The sequence below is a fragment of the Janthinobacterium sp. GW821-FHT03A03 genome (assembly GCF_059421435.1).
On record NZ_JBWKUZ010000001.1, the window covers coordinates 1,253,304 to 1,270,560 of the forward strand.

Genomic DNA, 17,257 nt, shown 5'->3' on the forward strand with positions numbered 1-17,257 from the left:
TGCAGCGCTTGGCCAAGACCTGCGGCATCTGGCTGCTGTCGCTCCTGATCGTCATCACCCCTGCCGTGCTGCAGGCCATCGGCGCCATCAAGGACTGAGCGATGCCGGCGTCCCTTATCGACAATCACCTGTCGTTTCTGCCAGCGGCGGCCATCCTCGCCGCCCGCGACAGGGACGTGCCGACGCCCCCAGGGGCGCCGGAGGCGCTGGCCGCCATCGCGGCGGCGAAAGCCAGCCTGGCCGAACGGGCCAGCTTGCGCGCCATCGAGCAGCGGCGTGCAAGCGAGGCGCGCTTTATCGCCCAGGCCTGGGGATTGTCGCCACGCGGTGCGCGCCGTTCCGTGCTGATCGCCGCCGGCCTGGACGCCGACCGCTGGGAGTCGCCCATCCATTCATTTACCGAGGAAGAGCGCATCGAGCTGCGCGCCGCCACCTCTGCCGCTATCCGTGTGTACGAAAGACTGTTGAATGCAATCTAAACAAATCCTGCTGCCTGCCCCGCAACGTCACGAAGCCTTCTTGCGCTCCGCGCAGTTTGCGCCCGAGCTGGCCCGCATCCCGTACAAATGGCGCAACCGCGTCATCACGGCCGCCATGGCCAAGATGGCCTGGTCGTCCTGGTACAAAGTCTATGAATCCGTCGCCACCAGCTTTGTGCGCGAGTTCGCCGAACAGTACGTGCCGGCTGGCGTCGACCTCTCGCAAAGCGACGCCGACATCGTGGCCACCGCCGAGCGCGCTGCCTCTGGCGTCACCAGAATGTTATGGATGGCCATATCTGAAACGCACGCCCTGCAGATCATGGAAGACGAATGCGCCTCGTATGGCATTGAGCTGCCCGAGTTCGACACGATGACCGACACCATCGCCCGCCTGGTGGATGCACGCTGGTGGCGCCGCCAGTTGCGCAAGCGCGTCAAGCGCGCCTTTGAAGCCGGCAATATCCGCCTGGGCTATGTGAACTATCGCGGCGAACCCTACGCCAGCAATGACGCCGTGCTGTCGCGCCTGGCGCAGAACCGGCGCAACGCGGCAGCGCTGGCCGCCACGCTGGTGCAGAACGAGAACGGCCAGCAATTCAGCATCGCCGAGCTGGCCGAGAAGACGACTGCCAACAAGGCCATCCGGCGCGGCGAGCTGATGTTGCGCATCAACGGCTTCGAGCAGATCGCCCGCGAGTGCGGCGACCAGGGCATTTTCATCACCTGGACGTGTCCATCACGCTTTCACGCCATGCAGCACAGTGGCAAACCAAACGACAAGTTCGACGGCTCTACGCCGCGCGAAGCCAACGCCTACCTGGGCAAGATGACGTCGCTGTGCCGTTCCGCGCTGGCACGCCGGGGCATCGGCCTGTACGGCTTTCGCATCGCAGAGCCGCACCACGATGGCTGTCCGCACTGGCATCTGCTGCTGTTCGTGCGCCCCACCGCGAAATACAAGACGGCCCACCTGCAGGACGTGGCCGGCCGCGCCATCCGCATCATGAAGCGCTACGCCTGGCGCGTGGACCGTGGAGAGCCGGGCGCCTTCGCGCGCCGCCTGGACGTGAAACGCATCGACTGGGCCAAGGGTAGCGCCGCCGGCTACATCGCCAAGTACGTGGCCAAGAACATCGACGGCGTGGCCGAGCACAAGACGAAAGAAGGCTATGTCGTCACGGCCGACACCGAAGGCGATGTCGAGCTGACGCCATCAGCGCGCGTCGAGTCCTGGGCCGCGTGCTGGGGCATCCGCCAATTCCAGCAATGGGGCGGCGCGCCCGTCACCGTGTGGCGCGAACTGCGCCGCATCGAGGAGAGCATGCTCAACGAAGCCCCGGCCGCCATGCGCCGCGCCTGGGACGCTGTGCAAAAAATCGACGGCGAAAAGCGCGCCTGCTGGGCCGAATACCTGCGCGCCCAAGGCGGCGCCCTGGTGCCGCGCAAGGAACTGGTCGTCACCCTGGCCAAGGACGAAAAGACCGTCATAGGCCGCTACGGCGAAACCCAGCGCATCACGCCCTACGGCGTGCGCTGCAGCGACCTGATTGGGGTGGTCTTCAAGTCCGTGCGCCATACGTGGACGCCGGTACAGGCCACAGGCGGGCGCGGGGTGGCTGTTGGGGTTGCTGTTCCTCGGACTCGTGTAAATAACTGTACGCACCCCGACCGCCCAGCCCCGGCAACGCCGCCAGCGGCGCCCGTGCCCGATCTGCCCGACGAGGCAAAAAAAGCGCTGATTGCAGCCTGGGCGGCCGTCAACGCCTGCCCCTATCCCCGGCTGATCGTCCCCGACAACCCACCACATGAAAGAAATGGCTCATGAGCACCTATGCCGTGATCGTTCGCACGCAAACCGAACGCTTTGAATACGCCGCGATTGCCGCTTCCAGCGGCGACGCGATCCAGGCCGCCCTCGACCACTTCGGCGTGTGCGGCGTTACCGCCAAACTGAAAGGAGCACCGCAATGCTGAACACTTCGACCAATTCGCCGCGGCAAATCGCCCTGGGCGACCGCGTGACATTCAATACCGACGAAGGCTACCAGGCCGGCACCGTCAACGACCTGCGCCGCGACGTGGGCAATGGCGAGCTGCATGCGTGGGTCGAGCTGGACCACCAGTGGGCGGGCATGTTCCGCGCGGTGCCGCTGACGGCAATCATGCCCGCACTGGGTTAGGGACACGGTATGGCAGACCACATCGCGACGAATGCCACCTTCCTGTCGATGGACGATATTTGCGCCCTGACCGGAAGGAAGATGAAAACGAAGCAAATTGAGGCACTGCGGAAGATGGGCCTGCCCTTTTGGGTAAATGCCATCGGGCGACCAGTTGTCGCGGTCGCCGCAGTTGAGGGGCGCAAGGAAGCGCCACGGGAAAAAACATGGGTAATGCCAAGGATCAATAAAAATGGGCCGACGAAACACACGTAATTTGAACATGCCGCCGTGCATGCACCCGCGCACCCAGCGCAGCGGCAAGGTGTACTACTACATGTACACCAAGGACAAGCCGCGTAAGGAAATTCCACTTGGGCCAGACTTCATCCTGGCACTTCGGAAGTATGCCGAGCTGAACATCGTGGTAGAACCAACCGCTGGCGCGACGTTTTCCGATGTGCAAAAACGCTACTTAGTTGAGGCCGTGCCTAAGCTGGCCGTCAGCTCAGCCCGCATGTATCGATCAGACATTAAGCATCTGCTGGCCGCCTTTCACGAAGCGCCACTGGATCAGATCAAGCCGATGCACATTCGGCAGTTTCTTGATGACCATGCGGACAAGCCGACCACAGCGAACCGTTGCAAACGCGTATTCTCCACCATGTGGAACCATGCACGAGGCTGGGGCTATACAGACCTGCCAAACCCATGCGAGGGCATCCAGGGCCATTCTTTGGCAAAGCGCACCGTTTACATCACCGACGAGGTATTTGCAGCGGTCCGCAAGCACGCCAGTGCCCCACTACTCGATGCGATGGACTTGGCATACCTGACCGGCCAGCGCCCTGCCGATGCGTTGCGCATGACAGAGCATGACATCGTCGATGGATACCTGCTCGTCACACAGCAAAAGACAAAGCAGCCGCTGCGCATCACGATTACAGGCGAGCTGGCCAAGTTGATGGAACGCATCCGGGCACGCAAGGCTACGCACAAGGTTGTGACAGGTGCCCTGCTGACTAATATGCATGGCAAACGCCTAACGGCGCCGGCACTGCGCACCCAATTCGACGCGGCAAAGAAGCAAGCGGCAGAACATACGCCCGAGTTGGCGCAGAACATCATGGCATTTTGGTTCTACGACCTGCGCGCAAAGGCTGCAGATGATACATCGGATGACCGCGGCGACCAGGCGGCAAGCGATCTTTTAGGGCATGACAGCGTCAGAACTACACAGCGCCATTATTTACGACGAGGCAAGATAGTGGCGCCGACGAAATAAACTCACGAGGGCAATTTTTACACGGTAGCGGCGCCATGGCTTTCGCTACCATTTGTAGTGCGTTTCGAAAAGACTATGCTTTTTGAAGCGCCTTTTCAAATCAAAAAAGTATCGTCATCATCTACATGTCTGATTCAATTTGCTCCGCAGTCAATATTCTTGAAAGAAAATGCTCTTTAGCTTCCGCACTAATATCTTCCAAATTCTCAATAAAAATCCTCATTGACTTAACATTTACTTCAGCATCCACAATTATATATTGCACATCCTTTTCATTATATGAAAGCCTATACGGCTCAAGTAAATCATTAAACATTTTCTTTTTTGCCTCATTTCCCATTTCACTACTAGGAACAAAGGGCACAACGGCAGTTGTCCCTAATGGCAATACGTAACGCCACTCTCTTTCATCAGCAAATCTGTAATGTTTAGCCTCTTTATTTTTTCGCTTCAAAATACCTTCATAATTCTTTATGTACCGTTGAACATTCATAATATTCATATAATCTTTATTGAGCCTGTTGGCATCGGCATATTTAGGTATTCCATCACCCGAAGTAAGGAGATTGTAAACCCCTTGCAGTCCTTCCATAAGATTATTCGTAAATTCACTATTTTTGTTCACATACGCAACGGGATTCAACCCTTCTTTCAACGCCCATTCTTTTGCCATTCCAATTCCAAATTTTCCGTATTTTTCCATATGAGTAGGTAATTCAGATAACCTCAAATCACAAAATGACACCATCGGAACAGCAAAATCTCGATCAACCCCCGAATTATTTATAACTTCATTAGAATATGAAGGACGAAAGCCCTGATTACCAATAATGGCTTTCAATCCAGCAAAATTAGTGAAATGAAAAAGAATTTCCGGATATGGACTTCGCATAATATCTTCGCAATATTTTATATTTTAATTAAAAATGACAATCTAAACAAAACACTGATTTACCGACACTTCGTTTTATCGTGCTAAAGAGCAAATAGCATTTTATTCTCTTTTTACTATTAGCCATTAATTTCTCAGAATTAAGGTGCGGAAAAATATGGTTCTCCTCGACTAATAACCGCCATTAACGATAGAAAATTTCCAGAAGGAAATAACCACACATTATCACACTAAGCGAACACCTTAGCTTGATATGTGGCTACTCTATTCACGATAATTCAAGAGGTAGATGTTAAGTCGAAGCAACATAGTGCGTTGAATCGAATTTTGTGGAGCGGTTTGGCTTTGTGGAGCGGCGAAAACAGGTTTTCCGCCATTTTTGACTGGAGCGGGTGAAGGGAATCGAACCCTCGTCGTAAGCTTGGGAAGCTTCTGCTCTACCATTGAGCTACACCCGCGAAGCCTGCATTTTACGCGGGATGGCGAGGACTTGGCAAATTTGTAGAATGGCGCCCGGTGCGGCGGCGTACCCAGCAGGAATCTGGACTATATGGCAAATATAGATGCCATTTTCACCGATCAGGTCTTCGGGCTTACGGTAGTGGGCCAGCAATCTTGGCTTGGCTTGGCTTGGCTTGGCTTGGCTTGGCTTGGCTTGGCTTGGCTTGGCTTGGCTTGGCTTGGCTTGGCTTGGCTTGGCTTGGCTTGGCTTGGCTTGAGCAGCCAGGGATCGTAGCTGGCCCGCTTGTCCGGCTTTTGCAACGGTCATGGTTTCTCCTTGAGGGCGGCAGTGTCCTGCCACATGACCGTTTTCACAAAGTTATTTACACCCTTGGTCTTGGCATAGCGTCAACGCATCCTGCCATTGCGGCAGTCCGCAGAAGGTCTTCTTCAACCGTTCCGAGGACAGCACCGAATTGGCAGGTCGCCGTGCTGGAAGCGGATAGGCTTGCGCCAGTATCGGTTTGAGACGCGGCTTCTTAGCAATCGAGGCATGTGCCATGATCGCTTCGGTGAAGCCAAACCAGCTGGTTTGTCCTTGTGCCGTCAGGTGATACAACCCAGAATAGTTGTTCCACCACGCTTGACGATCTGCGGCAGCCACGCTTTGCGCCACGATATGCGCGGTGGTGTCGGCGATGGTTCGGCTCCAGGTCGGCGCACCGAACTGGTCGGAAACGATACTCAGCTCTTCGCGCTCCTGCGCCAGGCGGAGCATGGTCAGCAGAAAGTTCTTCCCATGCGTGCTGTAGACCCAGCTGGTACGCAGGATCAGGTGCGGAATGCCGGCTGCCTCGATTGCCTGTTCGCCGGCCAGCTTGCTGCTGCCATACACATTTACAGGGCAGGTCGGATCGGCTTCGACGTAGGGACCGTTTTTCGATCCATCAAAGACATAATCGGTGCTGTAATGAATCATTGCTGCGCCTAGTCTCTTTGCTTCCTCGGCCATGACACTCGGCGCCTCGCCATTGATACGCAGTGCCAGGTCTGGCTCGCTCTCCGCCTTGTCCACCGCAGTATAGGCGGCGGGGTTGACGATCAGGGTCGGCTTGATGCGGCGGATGACGTCGCGTACCTGGTCCAGGTCGGCCAGGTCCATCTGGCTGCGATCGAGTGCAAAGATTTCTCCCAGGCCCTGCAGGCTGCGTTCGAGTTCATAACCGACCTGACCGGTTTTTCCTGTGATTAAAATACGGCTCATGAAATAGGCTTGTTTCAGTGTGGAAAATTGATCGGGAGCGGTCAGGAAAAAACGTCGGCATTGGCCAGCAAGGTAGCGATTTTATCTTTGCCGGACAGCAGTGGCTCGCCATCGAGCGGCCAGTCGATGCCGATGGCCGGGTCGTTCCAGAGGAGGCTGCGCTCGAACTCTGGTGCCCAGTAGTCGGTCGTCTTGTACAAAAACTCGGCACTGTCGCTGGTGACCATGAAGCCGTGCGCAAAGCCTTCCGGTATCCATAGCTGGCGTTTGTTGGCCGCTGATAAGGTCACGCCCACCCATTGACCAAACGTCGGCGAGCTTTTGCGCAGGTCGACGGCGACGTCAAAGACCTGGCCGGCGGTCACACGTACTAACTTGCCTTGCGGCTGCTGAATCTGATAATGCAAACCGCGCAAGACCCCCTTGGCGGACTTGGAATGATTGTCCTGCACGAAGTCGCGCGTGACGCCAGTCAATTCGGTAAAGCGCTTCTGGTTGAAGCTTTCGTAGAAAAAGCCACGGTCATCGCCGAACACGGTAGGCTCGATCATCAGAACGCCTGGTATTGCGGTAGTTTGGATTTGCATAATATAAAATGAATCGCTCAGGCCTTGTATACTTTTTCTTCGAGCAGACGCAGCAGGTATTGCCCGTAAGCGTTCTTTTTCAGGGGTTGCGCCAACGCATCAAGCTTGGCCGCATCAATGTAGCCGCGACGGTAGGCGATTTCCTCCGGACAGGCAACCTTTAAGCCCTGGCGATTTTCGATGGTGGCGATGAACTGACCCGCCTCGAGCAGGGATTCATGCGTGCCGGTATCGAGCCAGGCCATGCCGCGGCCCATCAGTTCGACGTTCAGCTGGCCGCGTTCCAGGTAGGCACGGTTGACGTCGGTAATTTCCAGTTCGCCACGCGCCGAGGGGACAATGGCGGCGGCGATGTCGCACACCTGGCTGTCGTAGAAGTACAAGCCGGTCACGGCGTAATTCGATTTTGGCTTGAGCGGCTTTTCCTCGATGTTGATGGCGCGACGCTGCTCATCGAAATCGACCACGCCATAGCGTTCCGGATCGGTGACATGGTAGGCGAACACGGTAGAACCGCTGGTGCGCGCGGATGCTTGGCGCAACTGCGTTTCGAAGTCATTGCCGTAATAAATGTTGTCGCCCAAGATCAGCGCCGACGGTGCGTCACCGACGAATTCACGGCCGATGATGAAGGCTTGTGCCAGGCCATCGGGTGTGGGTTGCACAGCGTAGCTGAGCTTGATACCCCACTGGCTGCCGTCACCCAGCAATTCCTGGAAGCGCGGCGTGTCTTGCGGCGTGGAAATGATGAGGATGTCGCGTATTCCGGCCAGCATCAGGGTCGTCAGCGGATAGTAGATCATCGGTTTGTCATACACGGGCAGCAGCTGCTTCGATACCGCCATGGTGACGGGATACAGGCGCGTGCCGGAACCGCCAGCCAGGATGATGCCCTTGCGTTCGTTGCTTGTTTCCATTATTGCTGCTCCTGGACCGCATCGCGTGCCGCGTAATTTTTTTCTACCCACTTCAGGTAGTCGCCCGATTGAACATCGTGCACCCAAGCCTGGTTGTCCAGATACCACTGGACGGTTTTGCGTATGCCCGTGGCGAACGTTTCGGCCGGCTTCCAGCCCAGTTCGCGTTCGATCTTGCGTGCATCAATGGCATAGCGGCGGTCGTGGCCAGGGCGATCCTGCACGTATGTGATTTGCTCGCGATAGCTGCCGGAGGCTTTCGGATCGAGCGTGTCGAGGATATCGCACAAGGTGTGCACGACTTCCAGGTTGGCCATCTCGTTCCAGCCACCCACGTTGTACACCTCGCCCAATCGTCCTGCCTCAAGCACGCGGCGAATCGCCGAGCAATGGTCGCCCACGTACAGCCAGTCGCGCACCTGCATGCCATCGCCATAGATAGGCAGGGCCTTGCCAGCGCGGGCATTGCTAATAACGAGTGGAATCAGTTTTTCCGGGAAATGGCAGGCGCCATAATTGTTCGAACAGTTCGTCGTCAGCACCGGCAAGCCATAGGTATGGAAGTAGGAGCGCACCAGATGGTCAGAGGCCGCCTTTGATGCCGAATACGGGCTGTTTGGCGCATAAGGCGTCGTTTCCGTGAACGGCGGGTCATGCGGACCCAGTGTGCCGTATACCTCGTCGGTAGAGACGTGCAGGAAGCGGAAGCCGTCCCTGGCATCGCCTGCCAAACCTGACCAATAGGCGCGCGCGGCCTCGAGCAGGCTGAAGGTACCGTTGACGTTGGTGGTAATGAATTCGCCAGGGCTATGAATCGAACGATCGACATGGCTTTCCGCGGCAAAATGCACGATCGCGCGCGGCTGGTGCTCTGCCAGCAAGCGCGAGACATGGGCAGTATCGCAAATATCACCGCGCACAAAGATATGGCGCGGGTCTTGTTCCAGACTGGCCAGATTGCTGAGATTGCCAGCATAGGTCAGTTTGTCAAAATTGATTACGGGCTCATCGTTGAGCGCCAGCCAGTCTCTTACAAAGTTGGAACCGATGAAGCCGGCGCCGCCAGTCACTAAAATCATATTGCTTTCCTTTGTTCACTTGAACGAATTCACAGGCATTCCCGAGTGTGCATTCGCCGATGGACGACCTGACTGAACGTGCCACTGCGACATAACATTAAGTATTTAATATCTTTTGTGACTATTATGATACTATCATTCGTGACGAATATGCACCATCTTTCTTGAAGATGACTTTAACCGTTTTCAGTAAAAATAACGATGTCACTAAATACAGACCACTTCTTGAGATGCCAGGCAGCCAGATAGGCACGCTCATCGTACCTGACGGCATTGCGGCCACTGCCTTGCCCCTGCCCCTCCATGGCCTGCGCAATACGCTCCCCCTGCGGGCTACGGCAAGGGCAGCCACAGCATAGCGGGCAACCGCGTCAACGGTGTCCCGCAAGGGATTTTCTACGCCCGCGTGCAATGGCCGGTGGAGCAGTGCCGACGCCGGCCGGGCACTGCGCACCGGGAAGCTTTGGCGACATCAACAACTCGTGCTATTGGCGCCTGCACGGCGATGTGCCGAGCAACGCCAGCGCAGGCTGGCGCGTGGGCCAAGGGACGCGCGCCGGGATTCTCGCCGTGGGCACGCAAGCTGTGCGACAAGCGCGACTTCCCCGACCTGACGGGCGCGGACACAAATGCCTTTGCAGCGTCGGCTGGCCAGCCACGCACCGTAGGCGCCAGCGCCTGCCACGATTTTTAATGAGAAAGTGAATTATCGGCCAGCGCCTCCAGGCGCTGGCGCACCTGGATCAGATCCGCCTCGCGCATGCGCGCCGCCGTCTGGCGCAAGGACTTTTCCGCACCGGACACGCCGGCCGCTGCCGCCATCGACAGCCAGATATACGCCTGCTGCAAATCGAGCGGACCGCCCTGGCCGCTGGCGGCCATCAGGCCCAGGTTCAACTGGGCCCGCGCATGCCCCTGGCGCGCGGCCAGCGCATACCAATCCCAGGCGGCGGCGTAGTCTTGCGGCACATCCTGGCCATTGTCATGACGCAGTCCCAGTGCGAACTGCGCCAGGCTGTGGCCCTGCGCGGCGGCGCGGCAATAGCAGGCGCAGGCCTGCTGGCTGTCGGGCGCGGGACCGTCGTCGCGGTCATGCAATACGCCCTGCATGTATTGCGCCGGCGCGTAATCCTGCTCGGCCGCACGGCGGTACCACTCCAGCGCCAGCAGTAAATCCTGCGGTACGCCCCTGCCGTTTTCATAACGCAGGCCCAGGTCGAACTGCGCCCGCACGTGCCCCTGCTCGGCCGCCTTGCGGTACCAGTACACGGCTTGCTGCGCGTCCTCCGGCATACCCTGTCCTTGTTCAGACAACAGTCCCAGCTGGTACTGGGCGGCGGGGAAGCCCTGTTCGGCTGCCTGGCGGTAAAACGCCTGCGCCTGCGCGTAATCGTGCGCGCCATGCTCATGATGCAGACCCAGGTTATGCTGGGCCGCCGCATGGCCCAGGTCCGCCGCCTTGACATACCATTCCAGCGCCGCCTGTTTATCGCAAGGCACGCCCTGGCCATTGTCATAGATCAGGCCCAGGTTGAACAGCGAGCTGGCGTGACCCTGCTGCGCCGCGCGGCGATACCAATGGATGGCCAGCTGACTGTCCTGTGGCAGCACGTCGCCGTTTTCATAACGCAGCGCCAGGTTGAACTGGGCCGGTGCATAGTCTTGCTCGGCCGCCTTGCGCAGCCAGGCGCTCGCCTGCTGGCGATCCTGGCGCACGCCCTGGCCATTGTCATAGCGCAGTGCCAGGTTGAACTGCGCGCGCGCATAACCTTGCTCAGCCGCCTTGCGGTACCAGGCGATGGCTTGCGCAAAATCCTGTGGCACGCCCTTGCCGTTGTCGTACATCATGCCCAGATTGTTTTGTGCGCCCGCATCGCCCTGCTCGGCGGCACGGCTGAACCACAGCATGGCCTGGGCGCTGTCCTGCGCGATGCCCTGGCCCTTGGCGTACAGCCAGCCCAGGTTGTACTGCGCCGCCGCATAGCCCTGCTCGGCCGCCTGCTGGTACCAGTGTGCGGCCTGCTTGAAGTCCTGCGCCACGCCCTGGCCCTTCTGGCACATCACGCCCAGGTTGTATTGTGCATGCTCGAGTCCCTGCGCCGCAGCCAGGCCGTACCAGTGCAGCGCCAGCGCATAGCTTTGTTCGATTCCCTGGCCATTGAAATGCATGAAACCCAGGCTATGCTGGGCATTCGCATTGCCTTTCTCGGCCAGGCCCTTCAGGCGCAGGTAGTCGGCCGTGTAGCGGGCGTCGGCAAGCGGCATGCTCAAGCCTCGACACTCAGCGCCTGCGCGGCGCCGGGGGCGCGATCGGCAATCAGGCGGTTCTGTTCCTGCAGCACGTTGATAAAACTGCCCAGCGAAATGGGCCGGTGATACAGATAGCCCTGCATGGTGGTACAGCCCTTGTCCTGCAGATAGCGCGCCTGGCCTTCCGTCTCCACCCCCTCCGCGATCAGGTGCAGACCCAGCCCGCGCGCAATCGAGATGATGGCCAGGATGACGGGGTAATGTCCGTGCTCGTCGTGGATTTCCTTCACAAACGACTGGTCGATCTTGATCGTGTGGATAGGGAAACGGTGCAGGTACGATAGCGAGGAATAGCCGGTGCCGAAATCATCGATGGCGACCGAAACGCCCAGCTGGCACAGCTTGTTCAACTGCTCGATCGCGTACTGCGGATTGCGGATGCAGATGTTTTCCGTGATCTCCACTTCAATCTTTTCCGGCGCGATGCCGTAGCGCGTCAGCGCGCCGCGCATCTTCTCGAAAAAGTCGCCCCGGTCCAGGTACTGCGGCGACAGATTCAGCGACAGGCGCACGGCTTCGCCACCGGCCGCATCCCACTGCAGCAGGTCGCGGCACAGCGCGCCCAGCATCCAGTCCGAAATCGGCAGCATCAAGCCGTTTTCCTCGGCAAACGGCAGGAATTCTCCAGCCGTCAGCAGACCGCGCTGCGGATGGTTCCAGCGCATCAATCCTTCCGCGCCGACGATACGGCCCGTCGTCACGTCGACCTGCGGCTGGTAGTACATCTCCAGCTGGTTCAGTTCCAGCGCCTTGCGCAAGCTCTGTTCCAGTGCGATTTTCTGGTGCGACACATCGAGCATGGACTCGTGATAAAAACTGTGGCCATTCTTGCCCAGCGCCTTGACCTGATACATGGCGATGTCGGCATGGCGCAGCAGCTCGTCGATGGTCTCGCCGTCGCCCGGATAAATGGCGATGCCGATTGACGCGGAGATGTGCACCTGGTTGCCATCAAGGTCGAACGGCTGATGCAGGCATTCGAGGAACTTGTCGGCGATCAGACGCGCGTCCTGGCGGTCGCGCAATTCCGGCAGAACGATGGTAAATTCATCGCCGCCCTGGCGTGCCAGGGTATCACCGCGACGCAGACAATCCTTCAGGCGCAGCGCCACCTGCTGCAGCAACTCGTCGCCCTTCACGTGGCCAAGGGTGTCGTTGACCAGCTTGAAACGGTCCAGGTCGATGAACATTACGGCCAGTTCCGTCAGCTTGCGCCGTGCCTGGATCACCGCCAGACCCAGGCGATCCTTGAACAGCATACGGTTCGGCAAGTCCGTCAGGATATCGTGGTAGGCCTGATAGGAGATGACTTCCTCCGCGCGCTTGCGGTCGGTGATATCGCGCGCCACGCCATAGGTACCGAAGTATTCCTGCTTCCTCGCCTCGTGATCGAGGCTGTGCACGCCGATCGAGTTGAGCGGGATCGTCATCAGGGTGTTGTTGAAGGTGCGGTCGCTGCCGCTGCCGCTGTGGCACTTCAGGCGCAGCTCCACATTGCGCGAGGCGCGCTCGTCGAGCCGACGCTCGTTGAAGGCATAGCGTGCGCGCTCCTGGTCTTCGTCGTGGACAAGGATGGAATAATGGCTGCCGATCAGCTCCTCGCGGCTAAATCCCAGCAACTGGTGCACGCGGTCGTTGATGAAGGTAATGCGGCCTTCGTGATTCAGGGTATAGATGATGTCTGGCGAACTGTCGACCAGATACCGGTACATCTTTTCCGAGTTTTCCAGTTGCAGCGCAATGCGCTCGTTATCGTACGCCAGCTTGCGCTTTTGCAGCGCATTTTCCACCGTCTTGAGCAGCTCCTCGCGGCTGTACGGCTTGCGCAGATAATCGTAGGCGCCGCGCTTCAGGGCGCCGATGGCCGCCTCGATGCCGACATCGCCGCTCATGACGATCACGTCGCCCTCGATGCCGCGCCGGTTGATATGGTCCATGATTTCATGGCCGTTCATGTCCGGCAGGCGCAGGTCCAGCAGGATCAGGTCGAAGCGCAACTTCGACAATTGCGCCAGCGCCTCGCTGCCGCAGGTGGCCGTATGCAGCTGATAGCCGCGGTCCTTCAGCAATTCATGCAGGGAGGAGAGCAGCCGGGGCTCGTCGTCGACCAGCAGGATGCGTGGGCTATTTTCCAGGTCGAACGGAATGGCGGAGGAATTCATGAACGTTACGAAGACAGAGCAGTATTGCCGAGCGCGGGCATGGCGCCGGAAGCGGCGGCAGCCCCGTTGGACACGGGAACGGGCAGCAGGATTTCAAACGAGGTACCGGCCTTGCTGCTGCGGCAGCTGATCAAGCCATGCAGGCGCGTGACCAGCTCATGCACGATGGACAGGCCCAGGCCGTGATGCGCGCCCGCCTTGCCGCTGCGCACCGGCGAGAACAGATTGGCCAGCACGTCCGGCGCCAGGCCAGCGCCATTGTCGCTGATGCACAACTCCAGGTACAGCCGCCGGTCGCGGTTCACATGGCCGCGGTTGACCACCTCGATGCGTCCGCCGTCCGGCAAGGCTTCGACGGCATTTTTCAGCAGGTTGAGCAGGATTTGCTTGAGCGTATCCGCATCCGCTTCCACCTCGCTGGGTCCATCCTGCAGGCGCGTGAGCACTTCGATCTTCGCCGGCAAAAATTCGGTGGTGCGGAACAAGCGCAGCACGTCGTCAACCACGCGCGCGCAATCGGTAACGCCACTGGCCGCCACCGGCTGCAGATCGGCCAGGCCGTTAATCAGCTGGCCGACCCGGTCGATCTCCTCGTTGAGGATCGACATTTCTCCCGCCACCGGCTCCTGCTTTTCCAGCTTGTGATCGAGCACGCTCAGGTAATTCTTGATGATGGATAGCGGGTTATTCACTTCGTGCACAACGCGACGCGAGGCGGCGCGGTATTCGTCGGCCACGTGATCGAGCTGGCGTCGCGCCAGTCCGCGCGCGCTGATTGCAGTCTCCAGTGCGCTCGCGGCCTGGTTGCCAAATGCGCGCAGAAAGCCCTCGCGCTTCTGGCTGGCGGGAATCTGCCATGCTGCCACGCCGCCTATCAGTACGCCCAGGCTGCGCTGCCCCGCCACCAGCGGCAGGCACACCAGGCTGTCCGTGCCGAGGATGCGGAACAGCTGCTCCTCGACGACGCCCAGCGCCGGCATGTCGCGCTTCAGGAAGGCAGGACGGCACTCAAGCGCCGAGGCGGCAAGGGCCCCCCCCTTGGCCAGCGGTATCGAAAAGCCGGCCAGGCGCTGCTGCTGTTCGCCCGCCGCCACGCCGACAAGTGCATGGCCGGTAGGGTCTTGCAGCAGGATGACGGTCGTCTCGAAATCGAACAGGATGCGCGCCGAGCGCGTGATGGCTTCCAGCAGGCTGGTTTCGCCCTGCTGGCGCGCGAAGGTCTGGCCCACTTCCGACACCAGCACCATATTGCGCACTTCATCGGAAAGCCGCTGCTGCACCGGATCGAGCGGCGGCGCAAACGCGGGTGGCACGGCGATATCGTCGGCGCCAGCCAGGTCGATGCCCAGATGCTGCGCGGCCAGCTCCACTTGGCGCGCGGCACTGCCGATCAGGGTTTCCAGCACCTCGACCTCCAGCCCGCACAGGCTTGCCGCCTGCGTGATCGACCCGGCATCGTCGGCATGGCAGCACAGTACATGCGCCAGGCGCACGATGCGGATCAGCGGGTGGCTCGCCTCCAGGCGGGCCAGCGGCTCATGGTGATACAGCACGCTATCGGCCAGGAAGGAATCGAGGTGCCAGCGTTCGATCAGCCAGGCGCCCGCTTCCGCATGCGTGATCTGCAAGGTGCGCTGCTCCACCGCGCACAGGGCGGCGTCATCACGCGCCGTAAAATTGAACGCATATTCTTTCGGCGCCGTGGCCAGCAGGGCCAGGCGGCCCACGTTGTGCAGCAAGCCGGCCAGATAAGCTTCCTCGACGTGCGGATAAGCCATGGCCTTGGCCAGTGCACGCGCCATGACGGCAGCCGACAGCGAGCTTTTCCAGAAAGCGCGCAAATCGGTGCTGCCGGAATGGGGAAAGCTGCTGAAGGTCTGGAAGACGGATTCGCTGATGACCAGGGTCTTGATCATGTCCGTGCCCAGCGAGACGAGCGACTGCTCCAGGCTGACGGCCTTATCCTGGCGATGGTAGGCGGAACTGTTGGCCACACCGAGGATCTTGCTGGTCATGCCCGCATCCTTGGCGATCAGTGCCGCCAGTTCCGGCATGCCGGCATCGTCGGCCTGCAGGTGGGCGATCAGCTTGATGAGGATCTGCGGCATGGCCGGCAGGCGGGCAATCAGCAGGCGATTGCGAATATCTTGATCAGATTGATGCATCGTATCAGGCATTGCCGGTTTGAAAAGGAAGAGCGCTCAGCAGCGAAGCGCGGCCACGTTCAGAGGAATCCTCCACTCCTGTAACCAAAAATAAACTGCCTGAGAGGATGCCGGGAAAAAAAGTCATCTTATCATAAGCGCCGGATATTACTTGCAATATAGAAAATTAAGTTGAAATAAATCCAGCGTTCTGCGTTGGAAACTATGCCTTCAAGACACCGAGCAAACGGTGACGGAAACGCCGGGAAATCAGCCACAGCGCCAAGGCCAGACCTGTAAACGCCAACTGGCCGGACGCCAGCCACAACACGGAGCCGGACAGTAACGGCGAAATCACGCCAGCCACCACAGCGCCCAGCAAGGTGCTGGCGAACGACTGGCACGACGCCACTGTGCCGCGGATATGCGGGAACAGGTCCAGCGCCAGCAAAGTAGCACCCGGCCCTACCAGGGACATGCCGAAGGTGTAAAAGAACAGCGGCAGCACCGACCATGGCAAGGATGGCGGCAGGAACAGGTGGTACACGACATTGACGCTGGCCGCACACAGCAGGAAGGTAAAGCCGATGCCGATCTGGCGCGCGAACGTGACCTTGCCGGCGATGCGGTTGGCCGCCAGCGCCCCCATGAAAATGCCGCTCACGCAGGGAATGAACAACCAGCCGAACTGCGACGGTCCCAGGTGCAGCTGCTTGGGCAGCATTTCCGGTGCGGCCGTGATGAACAGGAACAGGCCCGCGAAATTGAGCGCGACGATGCCGGCCTTGATGTGGAACAGGGGCGAGCGCAGGATTTGGCCATAGCTCGACGCCAGGAAGCGGGGGTTGAAAGGCTGGCGCTTTTCCATCGGCAGGGTCTCGGGCAGGCGCCAGTAGCAGAACGCCAGCAGCACCACCGTGTAAAAGGCGAGGAACAGGAAGATCGAGCGCCAGTCGAACCAGATGACGATCCAGCCGCCTAGAATGGGGGCTACGGCCGGAGCGATGGAAAAGATCATCGTCACCAGCGACAGCAGCCGCGCCGCTGCCGCATCGGCATACAGATCACGAATGATGGCGCGGCTGATCACCACGCCAGCACCCGCCGAGACGCCCTGCATGATGCGGAAGAACCACAGATAGTGCACCGTGTGCGCCGAGGCGCAGCCGAGCGAGCCAATGGCAAACATCAGCAGCGACACGAGGATGACATTGCGCCGGCCGAAGGTATCCGAGATCGCGCCATGCCACAGCACCATGCCGGCAAAGGCCAGCATGTAGAACGTCAACGACTGCTGCACCTCCAGCGGCGAGGCCTGCAGCGATCCCTGTATCGCGCCAAAGGCGGGCAAATAGGTGTCGATCGACAAGGGTCCCAGCATCGATAGCCCGGCCAGCATCATGGCCAGCGCACCGCGGCTCAGCGGCGCCATGTGGCTTGGTGTAGGAGGCGGAACGGGCGTGACCGGGTCGGGCGGTACATTGGCCGGAGGGGTGGGAAACATGGCGGATCCAAGGTGGCGCGCGGACCGGTTT

General features: G+C 59.5%; 16 protein-coding genes and 1 tRNA gene. 6 read left to right on the plus strand and 11 right to left on the minus strand.

All coding sequences use genetic code 11. The annotated features are described in order from the left end of the window. Positions 1-101: 101 nt before the first annotated feature. The 6 genes from AC07VI_RS05795 (at position 102) to AC07VI_RS05820 (ending at position 3,926) form a co-directional block, all read left to right on the plus strand. The gene (locus AC07VI_RS05795; RefSeq protein ID WP_492996119.1) at positions 102-479 is read left to right on the plus strand and encodes a hypothetical protein; all 378 of its coding nucleotides are present in this window, start codon (positions 102-104) and stop codon (positions 477-479) included. After that, positions 469-2,307, plus strand: coding sequence for a replication endonuclease (locus AC07VI_RS05800; protein WP_492996121.1), 1,839 nt, complete (start codon positions 469-471; stop codon positions 2,305-2,307). Before AC07VI_RS05795 ends, AC07VI_RS05800 begins: the two co-directional genes overlap by 11 nt. Further along, positions 2,304-2,456 (plus strand): hypothetical protein, encoded by a 153-nt coding sequence (locus AC07VI_RS05805; RefSeq protein ID WP_162995787.1) that lies wholly within the window; start codon positions 2,304-2,306, stop codon positions 2,454-2,456. Before AC07VI_RS05800 ends, AC07VI_RS05805 begins: the two co-directional genes overlap by 4 nt. Next, positions 2,450-2,662 (plus strand): hypothetical protein, encoded by a 213-nt coding sequence (locus tag AC07VI_RS05810; protein ID WP_492996123.1) that lies wholly within the window; start codon positions 2,450-2,452, stop codon positions 2,660-2,662. The genes AC07VI_RS05805 and AC07VI_RS05810 overlap by 7 nt, the downstream gene beginning before the upstream one ends. Positions 2,663-2,671: 9 nt before the next feature. Further along, a complete protein-coding gene (locus tag AC07VI_RS05815; protein WP_289903210.1) occupies positions 2,672-2,917 on the plus strand; it encodes a DUF4224 domain-containing protein in 246 nt (81 codons plus the stop codon). A 61-nt stretch (positions 2,918-2,978) separates the two neighbouring features. Further along, on the plus strand, positions 2,979-3,926 hold the full coding sequence (locus AC07VI_RS05820) for a tyrosine-type recombinase/integrase (protein WP_492996125.1): 948 nt from the start codon (positions 2,979-2,981) through the stop codon (positions 3,924-3,926). A 121-nt stretch (positions 3,927-4,047) separates the two neighbouring features. Here AC07VI_RS05820 and AC07VI_RS05825 read toward each other — a convergent pair whose 3' ends face one another. The 11 genes from AC07VI_RS05825 to AC07VI_RS05875 form a co-directional block, all read right to left on the minus strand. Then, complete coding sequence (locus tag AC07VI_RS05825) at positions 4,048-4,818, minus strand: abortive infection system antitoxin AbiGi family protein (RefSeq protein WP_492996127.1); 771 nt, start codon at positions 4,816-4,818, stop codon at positions 4,048-4,050. A 384-nt stretch (positions 4,819-5,202) separates the two neighbouring features. Next, positions 5,203-5,276 (minus strand) — tRNA-Gly (locus tag AC07VI_RS05830). Next, positions 5,267-5,587: a hypothetical protein gene (locus tag AC07VI_RS05835; RefSeq protein ID WP_492996129.1), complete on the minus strand. Its 321-nt coding sequence runs from the start codon at positions 5,585-5,587 to the stop codon at positions 5,267-5,269. The genes AC07VI_RS05830 and AC07VI_RS05835 overlap by 10 nt, the downstream gene beginning before the upstream one ends. Before the next feature lie 51 nt (positions 5,588-5,638). Further along, positions 5,639-6,523, minus strand: a complete 885-nt coding sequence (gene rfbD / locus AC07VI_RS05840; RefSeq protein ID WP_099374067.1) for a dTDP-4-dehydrorhamnose reductase — start codon at positions 6,521-6,523, stop codon at positions 5,639-5,641. 41 nt (positions 6,524-6,564) lie between these two features. Continuing rightward, positions 6,565-7,110, minus strand: a complete 546-nt coding sequence (gene rfbC, locus AC07VI_RS05845; protein WP_086144638.1) for a dTDP-4-dehydrorhamnose 3,5-epimerase — start codon at positions 7,108-7,110, stop codon at positions 6,565-6,567. Positions 7,111-7,127: 17 nt separating this feature from the next. Further along, positions 7,128-8,027, minus strand: a complete 900-nt coding sequence (gene rfbA, locus AC07VI_RS05850; protein ID WP_086144639.1) for a glucose-1-phosphate thymidylyltransferase RfbA — start codon at positions 8,025-8,027, stop codon at positions 7,128-7,130. Next, the gene (rfbB, locus tag AC07VI_RS05855; RefSeq protein WP_492996132.1) at positions 8,027-9,106 is read right to left on the minus strand and encodes a dTDP-glucose 4,6-dehydratase; all 1,080 of its coding nucleotides are present in this window, start codon (positions 9,104-9,106) and stop codon (positions 8,027-8,029) included. The genes rfbA and rfbB overlap by 1 nt, the downstream gene beginning before the upstream one ends. A 690-nt stretch (positions 9,107-9,796) precedes the next feature. Beyond that, complete coding sequence (locus AC07VI_RS05860; protein ID WP_086144641.1) at positions 9,797-11,371, minus strand: SEL1-like repeat protein; 1,575 nt, start codon at positions 11,369-11,371, stop codon at positions 9,797-9,799. A gap of 2 nt (positions 11,372-11,373) precedes the next feature. Further along, a complete protein-coding gene (locus tag AC07VI_RS05865) occupies positions 11,374-13,578 on the minus strand; it encodes an EAL domain-containing response regulator (protein WP_086144642.1) in 2,205 nt (734 codons plus the stop codon). A 5-nt stretch (positions 13,579-13,583) separates the two neighbouring features. Further along, entirely contained in the window at positions 13,584-15,743 is a 2,160-nt protein-coding gene (locus tag AC07VI_RS05870) for an HDOD domain-containing protein (RefSeq protein ID WP_172404682.1), read from the minus strand. Between the two features lie 202 nt (positions 15,744-15,945). After that, positions 15,946-17,226, minus strand: coding sequence for a multidrug effflux MFS transporter (locus AC07VI_RS05875; RefSeq protein ID WP_216356321.1), 1,281 nt, complete (start codon positions 17,224-17,226; stop codon positions 15,946-15,948). Positions 17,227-17,257: the final 31 nt, after the last annotated feature.